General features: G+C 54.6%; 22 protein-coding genes. 7 read left to right on the top strand and 15 right to left on the bottom strand.

The genetic code is table 11. The features are described from left to right. Position 1: 1 nt before the first annotated feature. Both ampE and ampD read right to left on the bottom strand, forming a co-directional pair. Positions 2 to 856, bottom strand: a complete 855-nt coding sequence (ampE, locus tag DFO56_RS09800; RefSeq protein WP_020456563.1) for a beta-lactamase regulator AmpE — start codon at positions 854 to 856, stop codon at positions 2 to 4. Beyond that, positions 853 to 1,416, bottom strand: a complete 564-nt coding sequence (ampD, locus tag DFO56_RS09795) for a 1,6-anhydro-N-acetylmuramyl-L-alanine amidase AmpD (protein ID WP_020456562.1) — start codon at positions 1,414 to 1,416, stop codon at positions 853 to 855. The genes ampE and ampD overlap by 4 nt, the downstream gene beginning before the upstream one ends. A gap of 129 nt (positions 1,417 to 1,545) precedes the next feature. Here ampD and nadC point away from each other — a divergent pair, with 129 nt between their 5' ends. The 4 genes from nadC (at position 1,546) to hofC (ending at position 5,646) form a co-directional block, all read left to right on the top strand. Beyond that, complete coding sequence (gene nadC, locus DFO56_RS09790) at positions 1,546 to 2,439, top strand: carboxylating nicotinate-nucleotide diphosphorylase (protein ID WP_044489563.1); 894 nt, start codon at positions 1,546 to 1,548, stop codon at positions 2,437 to 2,439. A gap of 176 nt (positions 2,440 to 2,615) precedes the next feature. Beyond that, a complete protein-coding gene (gene ppdD / locus DFO56_RS09785; protein ID WP_020456560.1) occupies positions 2,616 to 3,050 on the top strand; it encodes a prepilin peptidase-dependent pilin in 435 nt (144 codons plus the stop codon). 9 nt (positions 3,051 to 3,059) lie between these two features. Next, complete coding sequence (gene gspE / locus DFO56_RS09780) at positions 3,060 to 4,454, top strand: type II secretion system protein GspE (protein ID WP_045511944.1); 1,395 nt, start codon at positions 3,060 to 3,062, stop codon at positions 4,452 to 4,454. Next, a complete protein-coding gene (gene hofC, locus DFO56_RS09775) occupies positions 4,444 to 5,646 on the top strand; it encodes a protein transport protein HofC (protein ID WP_045511942.1) in 1,203 nt (400 codons plus the stop codon). The genes gspE and hofC overlap by 11 nt, the downstream gene beginning before the upstream one ends. Before the next feature lie 32 nt (positions 5,647 to 5,678). On the opposite strand, the gene DFO56_RS09770 is transcribed toward hofC, so the two are convergent. Then, the gene (locus tag DFO56_RS09770) at positions 5,679 to 6,722 is read right to left on the bottom strand and encodes a GMP reductase (protein WP_020456557.1); all 1,044 of its coding nucleotides are present in this window, start codon (positions 6,720 to 6,722) and stop codon (positions 5,679 to 5,681) included. A 319-nt stretch (positions 6,723 to 7,041) separates the two neighbouring features. Here DFO56_RS09770 and coaE point away from each other — a divergent pair, with 319 nt between their 5' ends. The 3 genes from coaE to yacG are packed head-to-tail and all read left to right on the top strand — an operon-like array spanning position 7,042 to position 8,611. Beyond that, entirely contained in the window at positions 7,042 to 7,662 is a 621-nt protein-coding gene (coaE, locus tag DFO56_RS09765; protein WP_045511939.1) for a dephospho-CoA kinase, read from the top strand. Then, positions 7,662 to 8,405: a cell division protein ZapD gene (gene zapD / locus DFO56_RS09760; protein WP_020456555.1), complete on the top strand. Its 744-nt coding sequence runs from the start codon at positions 7,662 to 7,664 to the stop codon at positions 8,403 to 8,405. Before coaE ends, zapD begins: the two co-directional genes overlap by 1 nt. Positions 8,406 to 8,416: 11 nt before the next feature. Further along, positions 8,417 to 8,611, top strand: coding sequence for a DNA gyrase inhibitor YacG (gene yacG / locus DFO56_RS09755; protein ID WP_017457937.1), 195 nt, complete (start codon positions 8,417 to 8,419; stop codon positions 8,609 to 8,611). A gap of 27 nt (positions 8,612 to 8,638) precedes the next feature. Here yacG and mutT read toward each other — a convergent pair whose 3' ends face one another. From mutT to murD, 12 genes are all read right to left on the bottom strand, one after another. Then, on the bottom strand, positions 8,639 to 9,028 hold the full coding sequence (mutT, locus tag DFO56_RS09750) for an 8-oxo-dGTP diphosphatase MutT (RefSeq protein ID WP_020456554.1): 390 nt from the start codon (positions 9,026 to 9,028) through the stop codon (positions 8,639 to 8,641). 59 nt (positions 9,029 to 9,087) lie between these two features. Beyond that, positions 9,088 to 11,793 (bottom strand): preprotein translocase subunit SecA, encoded by a 2,706-nt coding sequence (gene secA, locus DFO56_RS09745; RefSeq protein WP_045511936.1) that lies wholly within the window; start codon positions 11,791 to 11,793, stop codon positions 9,088 to 9,090. A gap of 60 nt (positions 11,794 to 11,853) precedes the next feature. Continuing rightward, complete coding sequence (secM, locus tag DFO56_RS09740; RefSeq protein WP_162836382.1) at positions 11,854 to 12,360, bottom strand: secA translation cis-regulator SecM; 507 nt, start codon at positions 12,358 to 12,360, stop codon at positions 11,854 to 11,856. 278 nt (positions 12,361 to 12,638) lie between these two features. Continuing rightward, positions 12,639 to 13,556: a UDP-3-O-acyl-N-acetylglucosamine deacetylase gene (gene lpxC / locus DFO56_RS09735; RefSeq protein ID WP_020456551.1), complete on the bottom strand. Its 918-nt coding sequence runs from the start codon at positions 13,554 to 13,556 to the stop codon at positions 12,639 to 12,641. Positions 13,557 to 13,656: 100 nt separating this feature from the next. After that, positions 13,657 to 14,805, bottom strand: coding sequence for a cell division protein FtsZ (gene ftsZ / locus DFO56_RS09730; RefSeq protein WP_007373153.1), 1,149 nt, complete (start codon positions 14,803 to 14,805; stop codon positions 13,657 to 13,659). 61 nt (positions 14,806 to 14,866) lie between these two features. Beyond that, a complete protein-coding gene (ftsA, locus tag DFO56_RS09725) occupies positions 14,867 to 16,123 on the bottom strand; it encodes a cell division protein FtsA (RefSeq protein WP_017457932.1) in 1,257 nt (418 codons plus the stop codon). Beyond that, positions 16,120 to 16,968: a cell division protein FtsQ gene (ftsQ, locus tag DFO56_RS09720; protein WP_045511930.1), complete on the bottom strand. Its 849-nt coding sequence runs from the start codon at positions 16,966 to 16,968 to the stop codon at positions 16,120 to 16,122. Before ftsQ ends, ftsA begins: the two co-directional genes overlap by 4 nt. A 1-nt stretch (position 16,969) precedes the next feature. After that, entirely contained in the window at positions 16,970 to 17,890 is a 921-nt protein-coding gene (locus DFO56_RS09715) for a D-alanine--D-alanine ligase (protein ID WP_045511927.1), read from the bottom strand. After that, complete coding sequence (murC, locus tag DFO56_RS09710) at positions 17,883 to 19,358, bottom strand: UDP-N-acetylmuramate--L-alanine ligase (protein ID WP_045511925.1); 1,476 nt, start codon at positions 19,356 to 19,358, stop codon at positions 17,883 to 17,885. The genes DFO56_RS09715 and murC overlap by 8 nt, the downstream gene beginning before the upstream one ends. Before the next feature lie 56 nt (positions 19,359 to 19,414). Further along, a complete protein-coding gene (gene murG, locus DFO56_RS09705) occupies positions 19,415 to 20,482 on the bottom strand; it encodes an undecaprenyldiphospho-muramoylpentapeptide beta-N-acetylglucosaminyltransferase (RefSeq protein WP_045511922.1) in 1,068 nt (355 codons plus the stop codon). Continuing rightward, the gene (ftsW, locus tag DFO56_RS09700; protein WP_020456546.1) at positions 20,482 to 21,723 is read right to left on the bottom strand and encodes a cell division protein FtsW; all 1,242 of its coding nucleotides are present in this window, start codon (positions 21,721 to 21,723) and stop codon (positions 20,482 to 20,484) included. Before ftsW ends, murG begins: the two co-directional genes overlap by 1 nt. Next, positions 21,723 to 23,039 (bottom strand): UDP-N-acetylmuramoyl-L-alanine--D-glutamate ligase, encoded by a 1,317-nt coding sequence (murD, locus tag DFO56_RS09695; RefSeq protein WP_045511919.1) that lies wholly within the window; start codon positions 23,037 to 23,039, stop codon positions 21,723 to 21,725. The genes ftsW and murD overlap by 1 nt, the downstream gene beginning before the upstream one ends. Position 23,040 lies beyond the last annotated feature (1 nt).

The following is a 23,040-nucleotide window of genomic DNA, read 5'->3' as shown; positions in this document are numbered from 1 at the left end:
GTTAAATCAGCGTGCCGTAAATCGTTAACAGCGCCACCACGACCACCAGCACCAGCGACGTTTTTTTCGCCATTGAGACAGCGGCTTTCGGCGTTTCGACTTTATCGGTGTGCGGCTCGCGCGCCAGCGAGAACTGCGCAAGACGCGTCAGCACCTGGTATTGCGAAGTATGGCGATCGCCCAACGACGCAAACCAGGCCGGGAGCGCTTTTTCACCGTGCCCAACCAGCGCGTAGACCACACCCGCGAGGCGCACCGGTATCCAATCCAGCAGATGCAAAATCGCGTCAATGCCAGACTGCTGACGCTCGTTTGGCGTTTTGTAACGCGCCAGCCAGTATTGCCACGCACGCAATGAGGCGTAACCGACCAGCAACACGGGTCCCCACGACGCACCGACGATAAACCAGAACATTGGCGCGAGATAAAAACGGAAGTTGATCCATACCAGCGCGTTTTGCAGCTCGCGCAGAAACTCGCGCTCGTCGCAGCCTGGCGGCACGCCGTGGATCAGCGTCAGCTCATTCGCCATTGCCGTGTGGGCATGTGCGTCATTGCGCGCTGCCGCTTTCAGATAGGCGTGATAGTGCAGCCGCACTTTACCCGCGCCGATACACAACACGCCGAGCAAAATCCACACCACCAGCAGCGGAACATTGAAAAACAGCCCATACAATGCGCGCAAAATCAGGAAGGTGACCAGCATCGCCAGCGCGGTCATCAGCAACGTTCTGAACATCGAGTAGTGTTTTACCCGCCGGAACAGCACTTCCATCCGATGATCCAGTTGCCAGTGCTCGCCCAGTTTAAACAGCCGTTCTGCTGCTAATACCAGCAACAGGGTGAATAACGTCATGGCATCTCCTTTTCTGACATACCGGCAACCAGCGCACGAAATCTCGCCCAATCAAAAGCCGGCCCGGGATCGGTCTTGCGTTCGGGGGCGATATCGCTATGCCCGGTCATATTGTCGGCAATCGACGGGTAAAGCTCAATCACCGTTCGTGTCACCGCCGCCAGCTGGCGGTATTGCGCATCGGTATAAGGCAGATGATCGGTGCCCTCAAGCTCGATACCAATGGAAAAGTCGTTACAGCGTTCCCGCCCATGATACGAAGAGACGCCCGCATGCCAGGCGCGTTTATCAAAAGGCACATACTGCACAATCTCGCCATCACGGCGAATCAGGCAGTGTGCGGAAACGCGCAGATGAACAATCTCTTCGAAGAACGGATCGGCGCTGGCATCCAGCGTGCCGGTGAACAGCGCGTCTATCCACGGGCCGCCAAATTTACCGGGGGGCAAGCTAATATTATGTACCACCAGTAATGAAGGCTGTTCATCGTCCGGGCGGCAATCAAAATGGGGAGACGGCACATGCCGCGCCTCAACCAGCCAGCCCTTGCGTAACTGCATAAGGAACTCCTTATAGAGGATGGTGCTGAAACACGCTTCAGAGTAGCATGTTTGCACTGTGTCCCGTAATGGCGTTGCCAGCAGGACATCACCTAACTTTGTGATTCGTTACCTTTTTTGGAGTTTATCATGCCGCCTCGCCGCTATAACCCCGATCACCGACGTGACGCGCTGCTCGAACGCATCGAGCTGGATATCCCCGCCGCCGTGGCTCAGGCCCTGCGTGAAGACCTGGGTGGAGAAGTCGATGCAAATAACGACATTACCGCGCAATTGTTACCGCCAGAGAACCGCTCTCATGCGGTGATCATCACCCGTGAAGACGGCGTATTCTGCGGCAAACGCTGGGTTGAAGAGGTCTTTATTCAACTGGCGGGCGATGATGTCGCCATCACCTGGCATGTCGCGGATGGCGACGTGATTCACGCTAACCAGCCGCTATTTGAGCTTGAAGGCCCTTCGCGCGTGTTGTTGACCGGCGAGCGTACCGCGCTCAATTTTGTCCAGACACTTTCCGGTGTCGCCAGTGAAGTACGCCGCTATGTGGATCTACTCAGCGGTACTAAAACACAGCTGCTGGATACCCGCAAAACGCTGCCGGGGCTGCGCACCGCCCTGAAATACGCGGTTCTATGCGGTGGCGGCGCGAACCACCGGCTGGGTCTATCCGATGCATTCCTCATCAAAGAGAACCACATTATCGCTGCGGGTTCTGTACGTAAGGCTGTTGAGCAAGCCTTCTGGATGCATCCGGATGTGCCGGTTGAAGTCGAGGTGGAATCGCTGGAAGAGCTGGATGACGCCCTGAAAGCCGGCGCGGACATCATCATGCTGGATAACTTCGCCACTGAACAAATGCGCGAAGCCGTGAAGCGTACCCATGGTCAGGCACGGCTGGAAGTTTCCGGCAACGTGACGCAGGAAACCCTGCGCGAATACGCCGAAACCGGTGTTGATTACATCTCGGTCGGGGCACTCACCAAACATGTTCGCGCGCTCGACCTGTCAATGCGCTTTCGTTAGTCCTCACTTTTGAACGGGCCACAGGCCCGTTTTTTTTGCGTGCTAACTCGCACCTTTTTTGTTGTGAACTGCAATTTCATCAACAACGCTGGAAGCCTCTTTCCCACTCTTCTTTTTGCGTCTCGCCAGCCAGTCCAGGGGCTGACAGAGTAGCGGCTCAAAACAAGGAGCCGTTTATGAACAGACAGCAAGGATTCACCTTAATTGAGCTGATGGTGGTTATTGGCATCATTGCCATTTTGAGCGCTATCGGTATTCCTGCCTACCAAAACTACCTGCGTAAAGCCGCGCTAACCGACATGCTGCAAGCCTATGTTCCCTATCGCACCGCAATCGAGTTATGCGCGCTGGAGCGCGGTGGCCTAGATACCTGCGATGCCAGCAGTAATGGCATCCCCGCGCCGACAACCACGCGATATGTTTCTGCCATGAGCGTTGCAAAAGGCATCGTCACGCTGACCGGGCAAGAGAGCCTGAACGGGCTGAGTGTGGTCATGACGCCACAGTGGAACAGTGCCGAGGGTATGCAGGGTTGGACGCGCACATGCAATACGCAAGCGGATAGCGCACTGCAACAGGCTTGCGAAGATGTTTTCCGTACCGGACGCTAAGGAGCAGCAATGAAAGAGGACAAACTTATCGCGCTCTGCCAGCGCCACAATGCGGTTGTGCTCAATAACGAAATCGATGTGCTCACTATTGCCGTTGTGGATAGCCCCAGCACAGAGCTGATGGAATCGCTGCAATTCGCGGTGCAAAAACGCATCGATATCCGCTGCTGGACACCGGAACAGATGGATAAGCACCAGCAGGTAACCGCTCAGCCCCCAGTACCGGTAATACAAGAGCCCAAAGAAGAGAGCGGCTCTGCGGTAGAAATTTTAAACCACACGCTGCAACAGGCACTGATGCTACGCGCTTCCGACATCCATTTTGAGCCCGGCGAAACCCAGTATGTCATTCGCCTGCGTGTTGACGGGGTACTGCATGCTTTAACGCCGCTCCCCGGCACACTTGCCAGCACCCTGACAGCAAGGCTAAAAGTGCTCGGTAATCTTGATATCGCCGAACGACGTCTCCCGCAGGATGGACAGTTCAATGTCGAGTTGTCAGGGCAGTCTGTTTCGTTTCGTATCGCAACCCTGCCCTGCCGCCACGGCGAAAAAGTCGTCTTACGGCTTTTGCACCAGGTTAACCAGGCGCTGGAGATCGCCGCCCTTGGTATGACGGAAACGCAAATGGCGCTCTTTAATAACGCGCTGGCGCAACCACAGGGGCTGTTGCTGGTCACCGGGCCTACCGGCAGTGGTAAAACAGTGACGCTATACAGCGCACTTCAGGCGCGTAACAAACAGGAGGTCAACATCTGTAGCGTTGAAGATCCGGTCGAGATCCCGCTGAACGGTTTGAATCAGACGCAGATTAACCCGCGTGCCGGGTTGACCTTTCAAAGTGTGCTGCGCGCCTTACTGCGCCAGGATCCCGATATCATCATGGTCGGTGAAATCCGCGATGGCGAAACGGCGGAAATCGCCATCAAAGCCGCACAAACCGGCCACCTGGTGCTGTCGACATTACACACCAACTCGACCAGCGAAACGCTGGTGCGCATTCAGCAAATGGGGGTTGCGCGCTGGATGATCTCTTCCGCGCTTTCGTTGGTTGTCGCGCAGCGGCTGGTGAGAAAACTGTGCCCGCATTGCCGCAAGCTGGGAGTGGAAAACAACCATTTGCCCGACAATCTGTGGCCGCGCCCGCTGCCTCGCTGGCGCGCCGAAGGTTGTGAGCAGTGCTATCACGGTTTCTATGGACGCGTCGCGTTATTCGAAGTACTCGCCATCACCCCGGACGTTCGCCAGGCCATCGCCAGCGATCTCAGCGCGGATGAGATCGAACAGCGGGCACGCGCAGGGGGGATGACTACCCTTTTTCAGCATGGCTGCCTCGCCGTTGAACAAGGGCTGACCACGTTCGAGGAGCTGGTGCGCATATTGGGTTTCCCTGATGGCAAGTAAACAACTCTGGCAATGGTCCGGGCTCGAAAAAAGCGGTGAACTGCAAAGTGGGTTGTTCTGGAGCGAAAACCGCACCAGCACACTGTTGCTGTTGAACCAACAGCAAATTCATCCGCTTGCGATAAAGCGCTGCGTCATACGGCGCGCACTCTGGAAGCCGGAACACAGCAGCCAGTTACTTCATCAACTGGCAACTTTACTGCGGGCAGGACTCACGTTGCCGGAAGGGTTACAACTTCTGGCTGAACAGCACCCTGCAAAGCAATGGCGCGCATTGTTACATCATCTGGCACAAGCGCTGGAGCAGGGTGAAACCTTCTCCGCTGCGCTGCGCCAATGGCCAGAGGTGTTTCCACCGCTCTGGCTGGCGATGATTCGCACCGGTGAATTAACCGGCAAGCTGGATGAGTGCTGCTTTAAACTCGCCAGCCAGCAAAAAGCGCAGCGAGAGTTAACACTGAAAGTGAAAAAAGCGCTGCGCTATCCGTTAATCATCCTCGCACTGACTGCCGTCGTGGTGCTGGCCATGATCTATCTGGTACTACCGGAATTCACCGCCATTTACCGGACATTCAATACCCCGCTGCCGATGCTGACGCGAGGTGTCATTGCGGGTGCTGCGATCATGCAGCAAGCGGCACTGCCCTTAATGGTGTGCGCATTATTAACAGGTGGTGTTTTACGGATGCTGCGCAACCATACAGGCTGGCAACGCCATCGGCAGCGGTTACTACTGGCAAGCCCGATCATTGGCCCGCTGGTTCGTGGCCAGCGCCTGAGCCAGATATTTACCGTCCTGGCACTGACGCAGCGTGCGGGGATCGCGTTTTTGCAAGGGCTGGAGAGCGTACGGGAAACTCTCTCCTGCCCTTACTGGCAGGCGGTGCTGCAACGCGCGCATCAGGAAATTACTCAGGGTGCGGCTATTTCGGCAGCGTTACAACAGAGTGATGAATTCCCACCATTGTGCATTCAGTTGGTTCGCACAGGGGAAGTTTCTGGCGCGCTGGACAGCATGCTGGAGAATCTGGCCCGGCATCATAGCGAACAAACCCAGCGTCAGGCTGATGGTCTGGCCGCAGTGCTGGAACCGCTCTTACTGGTGGTTACTGGGCTTATTATCGGGGTATTAGTTGTGGCAATGTATTTGCCCATCTTTCATCTGGGAGATGCGATGAGTGGTGGCGGATAATGCAGGCGCAACGCTGTGCGCCTGCAAACTCGTCAGAGGCTATTGAAAACGCGGTTTTCCTGCTCCTGAACGCGGATAAAGGTGGTGCGTTTGGTCAGCTCTTTCAGGCGGGAAGCGCCAACATAAGTACAGGCTGAACGCAAACCACCGAGGATATCGCGTGCGGTATTTTCCACCGGGCCACGCAGCGTCAGCTTCACGGTTTTGCCTTCCGCCGCGCGGTAACCTGCAACACCACCAACGTGGCGATTCATGGCGGATTCGGAGCTCATGCCATAGAAAAGCATGTATTTCTCACCGTTTTCTTCAACGATGGTTCCACCGCTCTCTTCATGACCCGCCAGCATACCGCCGAGCATAACGAAATCCGCGCCGCCGCCGAAAGCTTTCGCCACATCGCCAGGTACGGTACAGCCACCGTCACTGACAATCTGCCCCCCGAGGCCGTGAGCCGCATCGGCACACTCGATCACCGCAGACAACTGAGGGTAACCGACGCCGGTTTTTACGCGAGTGGTGCACACAGAACCCGGGCCGATACCCACTTTCACGATGTCGGCGCCGGAAAGAATCAGCTCCTCACACATTTCACCCGTGACGACGTTACCGGCACAGATAGTTTTATTCGGCCAGGCTTCACGTGCTTTAGCAACGAACTGCACGAAATGTTCTGAGTAACCGTTCGCCACATCGATGCAGACAAAATTCAGATCTGCATGTAACGCGAGGATCTGTTTGGTTTTTTCGAAATCGGCATCGGATGTGCCAGTAGAAACCATCACATGACGCAGCACATCAGCAGACTCACGCTGAATAAAGGCTTTCCAGTCTTCAACAGAGTAGTGTTTGTGTACAGCGGTAAGAATATCGAAGGACGCCAACGCTTTCGCCATCGCAAACGTGCCAACGGTATCCATATTGGCAGCGATAACGGGTACGCCGGACCAGTTCATCCCGGAATGTTTAAATGTGAATTTGCGCTCCAGTTCAACATCGGAACGGCTTTTGAGGGTAGAACGTTTAGGGCGGATAAGAACGTCTTTGAAACCTAATTTCAGATCTTCTTCAATACGCATGTGTGCAGATTCCTGGGGTTAATGGCGACATGACAAACTCACAACTCCAGTGACGCTATCATACGCGCTAATAAGGACCGTGCAAGACTGCGAAATTCTCTTTTTTTACGCTACAATCCTATAAATTTACCTGGTGAACAGGCAAGTTTGGGTTAATTGATTTCATTGTCGCTTGCTTTAATCACAACCAACTGAATAATTTAATAATTATATTAGCACTTTTGCGTTTTTCTCTTATCAGAGACGGCAAAATACCGTTACGAAAGCAGGAAAAAAGACGCAGAGTGGTGAATGGCAGGCTATTTTAGGACTAAGCGTTATGGGGTATACGGTCGCGTTAACTGGCGGCATCGGCAGCGGTAAAAGCACCGTGGCAAATGCCTTTGCTGCATTGGGTGTTAATGTTATCGACGCGGATATTATCGCACGTCAGGTTGTGGAACCCGGAACCGAAGCATTACGCGCCATTGTCGGACATTTCGGCGCTGAAATGCTGCTTAAGGACGGATCACTGAATCGTCGTTTGTTGCGCGAACATATTTTTGCATCCCCAGCCGATAAAGCATGGCTAAACGGTTTGCTCCACCCGCTTATTCAAAAACTGACCCGGCACCAGATTGCGCAAGCGACGTCACCTTATGTACTGTGGGTTGTTCCGTTGCTGGTGGAAAACCAGCTTTATGATAAAGCCGATCGCGTTTTAGTCGTCGACGTCCCGGTTGAGACACAAATTTTACGCACCATGCAGCGCGATGGCGTGAGCCGAGAACATGCAGAAAAAATTCTCACGGCTCAGGCCACGCGTGAAGCGCGACTTGCCATCGCGGATGATGTTATTGACAATAATGGCGCACCAGATGCGATAGCATCGGATGTTGCCCGCCTGCATGCAGCCTATCTACGTTATGCTTCGCAGGCCGTATCACAGGAAAAACCGTAATGCACACCCACATCCTTTTTGAACATCCGCTTAATGAAAAGATGCGTACCTGGCTGCGCGTTGAGTTTTTACTGCAACAACTTTCGGTTCATTTACCGGTGAGCGATCACGCAGACGCGCTGCACTTTTTCCGCAACGTAGGTGAATTGCTGGATGTGTTTGAGCGGGGCGATACCCGCACTGAATTACTGAAAGAGCTGGAACGTCAGCAACGTAAACTGCGCGCCTGGAGCGAAGTGCCCGGCGTTGATCTCAATCGTATTGAGGCTATCCGCCAGCAGTTGAAAGAGAGCGGCGCTGTGTTGATGACCGCACCACGCATCGGTCAGTTATTACGTGAAGATCGCCTGATTGGGCTGGTGCGCCAGCGCCTGAGTATCCCCGGCGGATGTTGTAGTTTCGATTTGCCCACGTTGCATATGTGGCTGCACTTACCGCAAGAACAGCGCGATGCGCAAATCGAAATATGGCTTGCAAGCCTTGAACCGCTGCGCGCAACGCTATCGCTGATCCTTGATCTTATTCGCAACGCTGCACCATTTCGTCGCCAGACCAGCCTGAATGGTTTTTACCAGGATAATGGCGAAGATGCCGACCTGCTGCGCCTGCAATTGCCTTTGAAAGAGCGTTTATATCCACAAATTTCCGGCCATAAGAGCCGCTTTGCTATACGTTTTATGCCCCTCGACAGCGAAAACGGCCTGGTACCGGAGCGGCTGGATTTTGAACTGGCCTGCTGTTAAGGAGTTCTGTAATGACTGAAGCTACGATGGTTAACTGCCCAACCTGCGGCAAATCTGTGGTCTGGGGTGAAGAAAGCCCGTTTCGCCCCTTCTGCTCCAAACGCTGCCAGCTTATTGACTTAGGCGAATGGGCTGCAGAAGAGAAGCGTATTCCAAGTTCAGGCGATCTCTCCGACAGCGATGACTGGAGTGAAGAGCAGCCGTAATCGCCAACGAACCGGCTGGCGTGTTGCTTAGCGCTGCGCCAGCCTGGTAATAACGGGTTCATTCGCCGGCGGGAAATCTTCCGCATTCAGCTTATCCTGCGCTATCCACTCGCCTGGTTGTCCCTCTTTACCCCAGGGCTGCCCTTCCCAGCGCTCTACCAGCCAGAACCACAACGTGATATGGCGATCCGGGAACTGATATTCCAGCTTATCAAACAGTACCGCTTCAACAGGTGTTATACCCACTTCTTCCTGTAGTTCGCGGATCATGGCCTGCTCAGGGGTTTCACCGGCTTCAATCTTGCCGCCGGGGAATTCCAGTTTATTTGCCATATGCGCATCGGCGGCTCGCCGGGTAATAAAGATTTCTCCTTGCGGATTACGGATGATCCCTACGGCGATGTTGAGTATTTTCATTCTGCAGATCCCATAAAAAAGGCGCAGATATCTGCGCCTTCGTAATTATTATTAACGCGTTATGCCAGACGCCCGTGGCACTGTTTGTATTTTTTACCGGAACCACACGGGCACGGATCGTTGCGCCCTACTTTGCGTTCGCCAGTTTGTGCGGCAAGTTCAGCCGCAGCGGCGGATTCGTCATCCTGGTGGCTCAGTTGCTGCATCTGCGCCAGACGTTCAGCTTCCTGACGGCGCTGCTGCTCCATCTCTTCCACTTCTTCCGGCATACGCACCTGTACCTTACTCAGCGTGCTGATGACTTCGTATTTCAGCGACTCCAGCATCGCAGCAAACATGGCGAAAGATTCACGCTTATATTCCTGCTTCGGATCTTTTTGCGCATAGCCACGCAGGTGGATACCCTGACGCAGATAATCCATCGCCGCCAGGTGCTCTTTCCACAAGGAATCAAGCGTTTGCAGCATTACGCCTTTTTCGAAGTGACGCATCATCTCTGCGCCAACAACTTCCTCTTTGCGCTGATAGGTTTCAACCGCGCTTTGCAGAATACGTTCACGCAGCGTTTCTTCATGCAGATCCGGCTCTTTATCCAGCCATTCTGCGATCGGCAGGTCGAGGTCGAAGTCGTTTTTCAGACGTTCCTGCAGACCAGGAACATCCCACATCTCTTCCAGAGACTGCGGCGGAATATGACCATCAATAGTCGCTTTAAAGACATCTTCACGAATGCTGGTAATCGTTTCGCTAACATCAGATATGTCCAGCAATTCGTTACGCTGGGTGTAAATCGCGCGACGCTGATCGTTGGCCACATCATCGTATTCCAGCAGCTGCTTACGAATGTCAAAGTTGCGGCTTTCCACTTTACGCTGGGCGTTGGCAATGGCTTTGGTGACCCACGGGTGTTCAATCGCTTCGCCCGGCTTCATCCCCAGCTTACGCATCATGCCGGAAACACGGTCGGAGGCAAAAATACGCATCAGCGCATCTTCCATGGAGAGGTAGAAACGGGAGGAACCCGCATCACCCTGACGACCGGAACGACCACGCAACTGGTTATCGATACGGCGTGATTCGTGACGCTCAGTACCGATAATGTGCAGGCCGCCCGCCGCCAGCACCGCGTCGTGACGCACCTGCCAGTCGGCTTTCACTTTGGCGATTTGCTCAGGCGTTGGATCTTCGATCTCAGCCAGCTCAGCCTGCCAGCTCCCGCCCAGCACGATATCCGTACCACGACCGGCCATGTTCGTCGCAATGGTCACCGCACCGGTGTATCCCGCTTGCGCCACGATATCTGCTTCTTTGGCGTGGAATTTGGCGTTCAGAACGTTGTGCTTGATGCCCGCTTTTGTCAGCTCATTGGACACAACTTCTGATTTTTCGATGGAGATAGTCCCCACCAGCACTGGCTGTCCTTTAGCCGTACGCTCTTTAATGTCTTCGATAATCGCCTGAATTTTTTCCGCTTCAGTCATATAGACCAGATCCGGCATATCTTTACGGATCATTGGGCGGTTAGTCGGAACGACAACGGTATCCAGTTTATAGATTGAACTGAATTCGAACGCTTCGGTATCCGCAGTACCGGTCATCCCGGCGAGTTTTTCATACAGGCGGAAATAGTTCTGGAAGGTGATCGAAGCCAGAGTCTGGTTTTCATTCTGGATTTCCACGCCTTCTTTGGCTTCAACGGCCTGGTGCAGACCATCGGACCAGCGACGTCCCTGCATGGTACGCCCGGTGTGTTCGTCAACGATAATGACTTCACCATCTTTAACGATGTAGTCAACATCGCGGGTAAACAGCGCGTGGGCACGCAGAGCAGCAGTGACGTGGTGCATCAGCATGATATTCGCAGGAGAGTAGAGCGACTCGCCCTCTTCCATGATGCCTTCTTTCACCAGCAGCTCTTCAATCAGCACCAGACCACGCTCGGTCAGGGTAACCTGACGCGCTTTCTCGTCTACGGAGAAGTGGCCTTCACCCTGGAAAGTGTCAGAATCTTCTTTCTCCTGACGAATCAGATGCGGGATGATTTTGTTCACTTTTTTATACAGATCGGAGCTGTCTTCCGCCGGACCAGAGATGATCAGCGGAGTACGCGCTTCATCGATCAGGATGGAGTCGACCTCATCCACCAGTGCGTAGTGCAGTTTACGTTGCACGCGTTCTTCAGGGCTGAACGCCATGTTATCGCGCAGGTAATCGAAGCCATATTCGTTGTTTGTACCGTAAGTAATGTCAGCGGCGTAGGCTTCGCGCTTAGCGACAGACGGCATGCCCGGCAGGTTGATGCCAACGCTCAGGCCGAGGAATTCAAACAGTGGACGGTTATTTTCGGCGTCACGTTGCGCCAGATAGTCGTTCACCGTTACGACGTGCACGCCTTTACCGCTCAGGGCGTTCAGGTAGGCCGGCAATGTTGCGGTTAATGTTTTACCTTCACCGGTACGCATCTCTGCAATACAGCGATCGTTAAGCACCATACCGCCCAGCAGCTGCACGTCGAAATGGCGCATGCCGAACACGCGTTTACTCGCTTCTCGCACGACGGCGAACGCTTCTGGCAGCAGGCTATCTACGCTCTCGCCTTTTTCCAGACGCGCGCGAAACTCAGCAGTTTTACCTTTCAGCTCGTCATCGCTGAGCTGCTCCATGGCCGGTTCCATGGCGTTAATCTGGGCAACAGTTTTACGCATGCGACGCAGCGTACGATCGTTACGACTACCGAATACTTTAGTTAACAAATTGGTAAGCATAATAAAAATCTCAAGCGCCCCGTTTTACGGAGCTAAAAAATGGATAAAAAGACTCGTTTTTTAGCTGAGACGCTGAGGCCCGGCGCGGATACCTTGTACCTGGCTTATCCAGGTGGAAACGCGAAACGCGGTATGCGGTACGAAGGTGGTTTGGGCTGCAAGACGAACAATTGCTGGCGGCTTACTTTCCAGCGTCAGCAGCGCGCTGAGCGTGTCCAGCAAAGCAAGATGGTGTGCCTGAATCGGCAACGGCTCTTTCGTTGCCACCGGCAGCGCTTGCGGTGCCATGGCGAACGAAAGGTGGCGAATAACGGTGCGAATGGCATGTTGGTGCCAGTAGTCGACGGTAAAATTCGGACGACGTTTGGCTTCCAGCAAGGCAAAGCTGCTGAAATTGACCGCGCTGGCGTTATCGTGATTGCGGGTCGTTTCGCGTGCTGGCTGAGCGGTTTCTGTATTGCAGGCAAGTGCAGGCAAACCAAAACTCGCCGCGACCATCCCTAATAAGAGATGCGGCCAGAAATAGCGTCTGCCAAATTGTCGCCAGCGCGTCAGTATTCCGCTCACTTGCTCCACCCGAAAATCACACCTGTCTCAAAATGCGTCAGTGTATGTCGTTTTGCGCCCCAAATTTTACCACTAAAGCCATCACGCCACAGCAGTATTCGGGCATAGCAAGGCAGAAAACTGGACAGGAAAGCAGCAGTCGCGCTAAAAAAAGCGGGAGAAAGGTTTTGAATTTAATTCGCGCACCGGCGTTTTTGATGAAATGCACAAATAAAAACGACTGGTTTCCCTGACCGGAGAGAGTGCCAGGTTAACCAGTCGATTTTGAGGTTATGGCGTTACGCCAGAACCATTGACGGGGCTTTGAATGCCAGCGGCAGTTCTGCTTCGTCTTCGAAAGTCACATATTCCCAGGCTTCCTGTTTCGCCAGAACAGCCTGCAACAGTTTATTATTCAGCGCATGACCAGATTTATAAGCGGTAAATGCACCAATAATATTGTGACCACACATGAACAGATCGCCAATTGCATCCAGCATTTTGTGGCGAACAAATTCATCTTCGAAACGCAGGCCGTCTTCGTTCAGTACGCGATAATCATCAACTACGATGGCACAATCGAAGCTACCGCCCAGGCACAGTCCACGAGACTGGAGGTATTCGATATCACGCATGAAACCGAAAGTACGCGCGCGACTAATCTGGCGCATAAACGCGTCGGCAGAGAAGTTCATTGCGTAACGTTGCGTACTGGCATCAATTGCCGGATGGTTAAAGTCGATGGTGAAGTCGAGTGTGAAACCGTTATGCGGTTTGAACTCAGCCCACTTGTCACCGTCTTCAACGCGCACCGTTTCTTTGATGCGAACAAATTTTTTGGCGCTGTTCAGCTCTTCGAGCCCTGCATCCAGCAGCAGGTAAACGAATGGTGCTGCACTGCCATCCATAATCGGAATTTCCGGCGCGTCAACTTCGACAATAATGTTGTCGATGCCTAAACCCGCCAGAGCAGCATTCAAGTGCTCAACGGTTGAAATCCGCACGTCATGCTCGTTGACCAGACAAGTACAGAGCATTGTATCACGCACAGATTTAGCATCAGCCGGGAAGTCTACCGGTGGATTTAAGTCAGTGCGACGATAGATGACCCCGGTATTTGCCGGCGCAGGGCGCAACGTCAGTGTGACTTTTTTGCCGGTATGTAAACCGACACCAGTCGCCTGAACGATACGTTTAAGTGTCCTTTGTTTGATCATCGTATAATCTCGCCTAATTACCAATCCATCCAAATTGTATAACACAATCGGACGGCCAGTTTAGCACAAAGAGCGACGAAGCCCAACTTCCAGCAAATTCTTAATCGGCTTGTTTACGCAAAAACGCTGGAATATCCAGATAATCAGGCTCTTTGGTGGTCTGCGGCGTATTGTCGTTAACCACTTTCGCTGGTTTCTGCTCCTGCTGCATCGGCTGCATGCCGTGCTGCTGATAGCGATCCATTACCGGCTGCTGCGCTTGTTTATTGGTGACCAGGGTAATTTCCGGACGCTTGTCCATACCGATACCGGTCGCAACAACAGTGACACGCAGTTCGTCATTCATATCCGGGTCAAGGGAAGTACCGATAACCACGGTTGCGTTATCCGATGCAAACGCACGGATAGTGTTACCCACAGTCTCGAACTCATCCAGACGCAGGTCAAAGCCCGCCGTAATGTTAACCAGCACGCCTCGCGCACCAGACAGATCGATATCTTCCAGCAGCGGGCTGGAAATCGCCATTTCGGCCGCTTCTTCCGCGCGATCTTCGCCGCTAGCAACGCCGGAACCCATCATCGCGTAGCCCATTTCGGACATCACAGTGCGCACGTCAGCAAAGTCGACGTTCATCAGACCCGGGCGCGTAATCAGCTCGGCAATACCCTGTACTGCGCCTTTCAGAACATCGTTCGCCGCGCCAAATGCGTCCAGCAAAGAAATACCACGACCCAGCACTTTCAGCAGTTTGTCGTTAGGGATGGTAATCAGCGAGTCCACATGCTTGGACAGCTCAGTAATCCCCTGCTCCGCAAATGCCATACGCTTCTTGCCTTCAAAATTGAAAGGCTTGGTCACGACAGCAACGGTCAGGATACCCAGATCTTTTGCAACTTCAGCCACTACAGGTGCCGCACCGGTACCGGTACCGCCGCCCATTCCCGCTGCGATAAAGACCATGTCAGCACCTTCCAGCGCAGCGCGTAGCGCTTCACGATCCTCTTCCGCCGCGTTACGGCCAACTTCAGGGTTTGCCCCAGCGCCCAGACCTTTGGTGATACCACCACCGATCTGAATGGTTTGCCCCACCGCTGTTTTACGCAACGCCTGCGCGTCGGTATTCACCGCGAAGAACTCAACCCCTTCGATGCGCTCGCGCACCATATGCTCTACGGCGTTACCGCCGCCGCCACCGACGCCGATGACTTTAATCACCGCGTCGTTGGTTAATTCCATCGGTTCAAACATAATCTCTCTCCGTTGTGCCTGTCGCCTGAAACCGCTAATTCTCTACGGTCTCTGAAAAAAATTAAAACTCTTTTCGCAGCCAGCTGTTGATTCTTTTGAACCACGAACCCACTGACACGCGTTTTTCAACTTCTGCTTCACCACTTAAATGGGTCTCTTTCCCGTAGTGCAGCAGCCCCACCGCCGTTGAATAATACGGCTCCTGGGCGTAATCCGTTAAGCCAGTAATATTGAGCGGCGCACCAATACGCACCTGTGTATGGAACACGCGCTGCGCGCAGGCCGCCAGGCCTTCCATTTGCGCAGCACCGCCAGTCAACACAATCCCCGCCGCCAGATGATGCTTCACACCTTGTTGGCGAAGCTGTTCTTGTAACTGCAAAATTTCGTCGTTCACCAGGTTGAGCAGCTCGGTGTAGCGCGGCTCGATAACGTCTGCCAGCGTCTGACGCTGCAGGCTACGCGGCGGACGGCCGCCGACACTCGGCACCTCAACGCTCTCGTCTTTGCCAACCAGCGACCCCAGCGCACAACCATGGCGAACTTTAATCGCCTCTGCATCGCTCGGCGGTGTACCAAAGGCATAGGCAATGTCGCTGGTTACCACGTTCCCGGCATAAGGGATAACTTTGGTATGACGCAGCGCACCGCCGGTATAAACCGCCATGTCCATTGTACCACCGCCGATGTCGACAACGCAGACACCCAGCTCACGTTCATCTTCAGTCAGCACGGAGTAGCTGGAAGCCAGTCCGGCAAAAATAAGTTGGTCAACTTTCAAACCACATCGTTCAACGGCTTTAACGATGTTTTTCGCCATGTCGTTATGGCAAGTAATCAAATGCACTTTCGCCTGCATGCGTACGCCGGACAGACCTACCGGGTTTTTGATCCCTTCCTGGTAATCGATAGCGTACTCCTGCGGAATCACATGTAAAACACGGTGTTCATCGCGCACGCGTACCGATTTAGCCGTATGCACCACGTTTTCCACATCTTCCTGCGTAACTTCTTCTTCCGAAATCGGCACCATACCAATTTCGTTCTGGCAGCTAATATGTTTCCCCGAGAGCGCAAGGTAGACCGATGAAATCTGGCAATCGGCCATCAATTCAGCCTGATCGATAGCGCGCTGAACGCATTTCACCACCGATTCCAGATCGTTCACTCCGCCTTTATCCATCCCACGAGACGGACAACTGCCTACGCCAATGATATTCACAATACCGTCGGGCAGAACTTCCCCTACTAAAGCGGCGACCTTCGCGGTGCCAATCTCCAGTCCTACTACCAGTTTTCTGTCCGTCGCCTTGATCATTGTTGCTCTGCCTGTGCCTGATTCTGTTGTGCCTGATTTTGCTGCTGATTCGGTTCCTGAACAGGGGCCGCTTTCCAGCCTACGGCCGCACCTGAGTCATAGCGTAAATCCACGTAGCTAATCTCTTTGCCATCCGTTTGCGCCTGTTGCTGGAGCACCGGGTAGAGTTCCACAAAGCGCGCCAGACGTTTCATCGTATCGCCACGGCCCAGATTAAGCTTGATGTCATTGCTGAGCGTTACTTGCCATGAACGCCGCGCGGTCATCGCCGCCTCTTTTAACGTGAATTTATCCTTTGCCAGCACTTGCCCCATGTCACGGTAGCCCTGTAATACTTCGCTTTCGCTTCCTTCAGGGCCGTACAACATCGGTAAAACCTGTTTACTAGTACGTTCGGCCGGCACGCTAAATGCGTTGCCGTCCACATCGACCATATGTTGATCATTCCACCGTGCAATGGGCACATATTCAACCAGATGAATCTTCAATTCGTCTGGCCACTGTTTTCTGACGCTCGCCTGCTTGATCCAGGGCAGACGTTCTATCTGGCTTTGAATGATATTAACGTCCTGCGTCATAAACGTGCCGGGCGCGCCCAACGCCAAAATAGACTGGCGAATATCATCGTTGCGGGTGTAATGGCGATCGCCTGTCAACACCAGCTTTGATAACGGCAAACGCTGCGCGTCGTCCATCCAGCCCAGTACCACCCAGCCACTCACCAACACAGTGCACAGCACCGTCAGCAGGAATACGATACCTGCAAGACGCGTTCCATTGTTGCGGCGGGAGATTTTAACAGCCTCCGCTTCGCGGTTTCGCGTGTTCAGCGCAGCCTGTGACATATCACTCCGCCAATTCCAGAATGCGAACAACTAACTGGGAGAAACTCAGCCCCGCCTGACGTGCCGCCATCGGCACCAGACTATGGCTGGTCATTCCTGGCGACGTGTTCGCTTCCAGCAAATAAAACTGTCCATCGCTGTCCAGCATGACATCAATACGGCCCCAGCCACGACAGCCTAAAATTTGCCAGGCTTCACGCGCCAGGGCTTGTAATGCTGCTTCATTGTCCGCTTCCAGACCTGATGGGCAAAAATACTTCGTCTCATCAGAGAGATATTTCGCCTCATAATCATAGAAGATTCCCGCCGGTTGAATACGAATCGACGGTAAAATTTCATTTCCAAGCAATGCGACGGTAAATTCCGGCCCACAGAGCCATTTTTCGATCAGAACTTCATCATCATGTTGAAATGCAAGCGCTAACGCTGCATGCAGTTCTTCTTTTTTATCGACCTTTGACATCCCGACGCTTGAGCCTTCGCGGCTGGGCTTGACAATAACAGGTAACCCCAGCACCTCAATCCGTTGAATATCAATAGTTTTCAGGCCTGATTCAAATTCGCTGCGCGTCAGTGCTACCCACGGCGCGACGGGCAACCCTGCCCCTTGCCACAACAGCTTGCTGCGCCATTTATCCATCGAAATCGCCGAGGCCATCACACCGCTTCCGGTGTAGGGAATATCGGTTAATTCCAGCAGCCCCTGCAGAGTACCATCTTCGCCGCCGCGGCCATGCAGGGCGATAAACGCTTTACTGAACCCCATCTCTTTCAGGCGGGTGACATCCACATCGCGCGGATCCACACCATGCGCATCAACACCGCCTTCACGCAAACCTGCCAGCACCGCTGCACCGGAATTAAGCGAAACGTCACGCTCGGCGGAGGTTCCGCCCAGCAGAACCGCTACTTTCTCAGCCACGGCGCTCTTCCTCCACAGTCTGCGGTTTCAGTTTGCTCTCGGCCAGGCTGCGCGCAATCTTCCCGACGTTACCGGCACCCTGGATCAGGATCAGATCGTTACCGGTCAGCACCGGTGCCAGCATCGCGGCAACCTGCGCCGGATCGGACACCAGGATCGGATCGATCTTGCCGCGCCCGCGAATAGTGCGGCACAGAGAACGGCTATCTGCGCCAGGGATCGCTGCTTCGCCCGCCGGATAAACTTCCAGCATCAACAGCGAATCCACCTGGGTCAGCACATTGGCAAAATCGTCATACAGATCGCGAGTACGCGTGTAACGGTGCGGCTGAAACAGCATCACCAGGTTTTTATCCGGCCAGCCTGCACGCGCCGCTTTGATAGTGGCGTCCACTTCTGTCGGATGGTGACCATAATCGTCAACCAGCATCGCGGTACCGGCTTTACCGTTTACATCTTGCAGCGGGTATTCGCCGAGGAAGTCGAAACGGCGGCCTGTGCCCTGGAAGCTTTCCAGCGCGCGCAGGATCGCGTCATCTTCGATCCCCTCTTCCGTCGCTACCGCAACAGCCGCCGCCGCGTTTAACGCGTTATGGCGACCAGGCGCATTCAGCGTCACGCGCAGTTCCGGTTTATCCTGGCGCACCAGCGTAAAGTGCCCTTGCGGACCAACCTGGCGGTAGTTTTCCACGCGAACATCCGCATCATCGCTAAAGCCGTAGGTCGTAATCTGGCGACCTACACGCGGCAACAGCTCCCGAATCACCGGATCGTCGACGCACATCACCGCACGGCCATAGAACGGCAGGTTGTGCAGGAAGTTGATAAAGGTCGTTTTTAAATTCTCGAAGTCGCCCTGGTAGGTATCCATGTGGTCAGCTTCGATATTGGTGACGATCGCCACCATCGGTTGCAGATGCAGGAACGAGGCATCGCTCTCGTCCGCTTCAGCAATCAGGTAACGGCTGTGCCCCAGGCGCGCATGCACGCCAGCGGCTTTAACCAGGCCGCCATTAACAAAAGTCGGGTCCAGCCCGGCTTCTGCATAAATACTTGCCACCATCGCGGTGGTGGTCGTTTTGCCGTGTGTACCAGCAATGGCGATGCCGTGGCGAAAACGCATTAATTCCGCCAGCATCTCTGCACGGCGAATCACCGGAATGCGCGCTTCATGTGCCGCGACGATTTCCGGGTTATCGGCAGAGATCGCGCTGGAAACTACCACTACGCTCGCATCGCTTACGTTTTCCGGGCGGTGGTTGAAATAAATCGTGGCGCCAAGCGACGTCAATTGCTGCGTAACCGGATTGGGCGCCAAATCGGAGCCGCTAATCTGGTAGCCTTCGTTGGCCAGCACTTCGGCAATACCGCCCATGCCAGCACCGCCAATGCCGATAAAGTGAATGTGCCGGACGCGACGCATCTCGGGCACGATTGAACGCAGTTTCGCCAGTTCTTGTGTATTCATTCTCTAAACGCCATCGACTACTTAAATTTGCGCGACGCAAAAGGCGTCGCCAGTATTTATGCCTGAGCTGCCAGGCTCACTTCGTTTGCCACCCGTTCGGTAGCATCCGGGATCGCTGCCGCGCGCGCGCGTTCGGCCATCTCCAGTAATACTTCGCGGTTCCAGCCCGCGAGCGTTGCAGCCACCGCATCTACGGTAAATTGCGGTTGCTCCAGAATCTTCGCTGCGCCCGCTTTTTCCAGCGGCAAGGCATTCCAGTACTGCTGCCGGTCTTTGTGCTGGAACGGTACAAACAGCGCCGGTAAACCTGCTGCGGCGATCTCGCTAACCGTCAACGCCCCAGAGCGGCACACCACCACATCCGCCCACGCATAGGCTTGTGCCATATCGTCAATAAATTCAGTAACTTTATGCTGAGGTTCGCCAGCGCTTGCATAAGCTCGCTCAACCTCCTGCTGGGCACCTTTCCCGCTCTGATGCCAGATAGTGACCGCGGCTCCTAACTTTGCCGCAACCTGCGGCATCGTCTGGTTAAGTACGCGCGCGCCTTGCGAACCACCAACAACCAGCACCCGCACCGGGCCTTCGCGACCGGGCAAGCGTTGCTGCGGCAGCGGCAGCGCCAACACATCGACACGCACCGGGTTCCCCACCACTTCCGCTGTCGGGAAAGCGCCCGGAAACGCCTGCATCACTTTGGTGGCGATTTTCGCCAGCCATTTGTTGGTCAAACCGGCAATGCCGTTTTGCTCATGCAGCACCACCGGAATACCAAGCGACCAGGCCGCGAGCCCGCCAGGACCGGAAACATAGCCGCCCATCCCCAGCACCACATCAGGCTTAAAGCGTTGCATAATGGCGCGCGCCTGACGCCAGGCATTGAAGATACGCACCGGCGCCAGCAACTGCGCCTTAATACCTTTGCCGCGCAGACCAGAGATGCGGATGAAATCGATCTCAATGCCGTGCTTCGGCACCAGATCAGCCTCCATGCGATCGGCGGTTCCAAGCCAGCGCACTTGCCAGCCCTGATCCATTAAATGGTGCGCGACCGCAAGACCGGGGAACACATGCCCGCCGGTACCGCCCGCCATCACCATTAACCGCTTTGGTTGACCACTCATCACACACCTCGAGTAAACGCCTGGGCTTTCTCCAGACGCGTTTCATAATCTATGCGTAGCAGCAGCGTAATCGCCACTGACATAATTAATAAACTGGAACCACCGTAACTGATAAGCGGCAGCGTTAACCCTTTGGTCGGCAACATACCCGCCGCCGCACCAACGTTAACCAGCGCCTGGAAGCTAAACCAGATACCTATTGAGCAGGCCAGAAAACCAGAAAAACGATGATCGATTTCCAGCGCTTTACGCCCGATAGACATGGCGCGGAAAGCGACGAAGAATACCATTAAAAGTGCCACTACCACACCGATATAACCGAGTTCTTCGCCGATAATGGAGAAGATAAAGTCGGTGTGCGCTTCCGGCAGATACTCAAGTTTCTGAATCGAATTACCTAAGCCCTGGCCCCACAATTCACCGCGGCCAAACGCCATTAATGACTGGGTAAGCTGATAACCGCTACCAAAGGGATCTTCCCACGGGTTCCAGAACGACGTTACGCGGCGAATACGATAAGGTTCGGCAAGGATCAGCAGTACCACTGCGGAAATACCCATCCCGATAATGGCGATGAACTGCCACAACTTCGCCCCCGCCAGGAACAGCATCGCCAGCGTGGTGATAAACAGTACAACCACCGTACCAAGGTCCGGCTGCGCCAGTAACAACACCGCCAGCACCAGGATCACGCCCATCGGTTTTAAGAAGCCGCGCAGGTTGTTTCGCACTTCGTCTACTTTGCGCACCAGGTAGTTCGCCAGATAGCAGAACAGCGACAGCTTGGTGAACTCCGCTGGCTGGAAACGCATCAGCCCGAGGTCAATCCAGCGCGATGCCCCGTTGATCGAACTCCCCACAACCAGCACCACCAGCAGCATGATGATCGCGGCGATCAGCATTGCTGAGCTGTATTTTTGCCAGAAATCCATTGGCAGCCGCAATGTCACCATCGACATACAAAACGCCAGGAACAGATACAGCGCGTGACGCTTGGCAAAGAAGAAGGGATCGTCCGTCAGACGCTGTCCAACTGGCATCGACGCCGACGTCACCATGATAAAGCCAATTGCCGCAAGGCCCAGCGTCAGCCACAGCAGCGTGCGGTCATACATGACCAGGCTATCAGTGTCCTTCTGTCGCGAGCCCATGACCCAGCCTTTTAACGCCGTAAACAACCAGGCCAGGATACTCAATCCTGGCAGGCGCGGCATTCTTGGGCGGGGGAGCGTTAAACGCATCAGCCTAACTCCTGCGCCAGACGGGTAAAGACATCACCCCGTTGTTCGAAATTTTTAAACTGATCGAGGCTGGCGCAAGCGGGTGACAACAGCACCATATCGCCCGGCTGTACACGAGTCGCGATGAGCCGCATGGCCTGATCCATTGTCTCGGTTTGTTCCGCGATTTCCGGGCGCAGCGCCGCCAGCTCCGCGCCGTCACGGCCGAAGCAGTAAAGACGAATACGATCGCCGCTCAGGTAACGCTTCAACGGGGAGAAATCTGCCGATTTCCCGTCACCGCCGAGCAGCAAATGCAGCGTACCCTCGACATGCAGGCCATTCAGCGCCGCTTCGGTGCTACCGACGTTCGTTGCTTTCGAGTCGTTGATCCAGCGCACGCCGTTATGCTCCAGCGCCAGCTGGAAGCGGTGCGCCAGCCCGGTAAATGTCGTCAGCGCTTTCAGACTGCTGGCGCGCGGTAAACCGACGGCATCCGCCAACGCCAGCGCTGCCAGCGCGTTGGTGTAGTTGTGCTGGCCGCTCAGTTTCATCTCAGCCACATTCAGCACTTTCTCACCTTTCACGCGCAGCCAGGTTTCACCCTGTTGGCGGTTTAAGTGGTAATCGCCGACATCAACGCCAAAACTGACACAACGTTCATCCGCGCCGCGTACCGGCATCGTCAATGCGTCATCAGCATTCACGACACACACTTTCGCGTTTTCATAGACGCGCAGCTTGGCAGCACGATATTGCTGCAACCCAAACGGATAGCGATCCATATGATCTTCCGTGACGTTCAGGATGGTGGCCGCCGCCGCGTGCAGGCTGGAGGTGGTTTCCAGCTGGAAGCTGGAAAGCTCCAGCACATAAAGTTCGCGCGCATCGTCGAGGAGCATCAACGCTGGCAGACCGATATTACCGCCGACCCCGACGTTCATCCCGGCAGCTTCGGCCATCTCCCCGACCAGCTTGGTCACGGTACTTTTGCCGTTGGAACCGGTAATCGCGATAACCGGTGCCTGCGCTTCACGGCAAAACAGCTCGATATCGCCAACAATCTCAACGCCAGCATCTGCCGCCGCGCTCAAAGAAGGATGCGCCAGCGCGATGCCCGGGCTCGCAACAACCAGATCGGCGGCCAGCAACCAGTCATCGTTAAGACTACCAAGATGGCGATCCACCGCCTCCGGCAGCTTGTCCAGCCCCGGCGGAGAAACGCGCGTATCCATCACACGCGGTGTGACACCGCGTGCGAGGAAAAAGTCCACGCAGGAAAGGCCTGTGAGACCCAAACCGATGATGACGACTTTTTTACCCTGGTAATCAGCCATG

Source organism: Kosakonia sp. AG348, assembly GCF_003337365.1.
Classification (GTDB): domain Bacteria; phylum Pseudomonadota; class Gammaproteobacteria; order Enterobacterales; family Enterobacteriaceae; genus Kosakonia.
The sequence above is the reverse complement of the archived record's forward strand: the minus strand, read 5'-3'. Positions and strand labels throughout refer to the sequence as shown.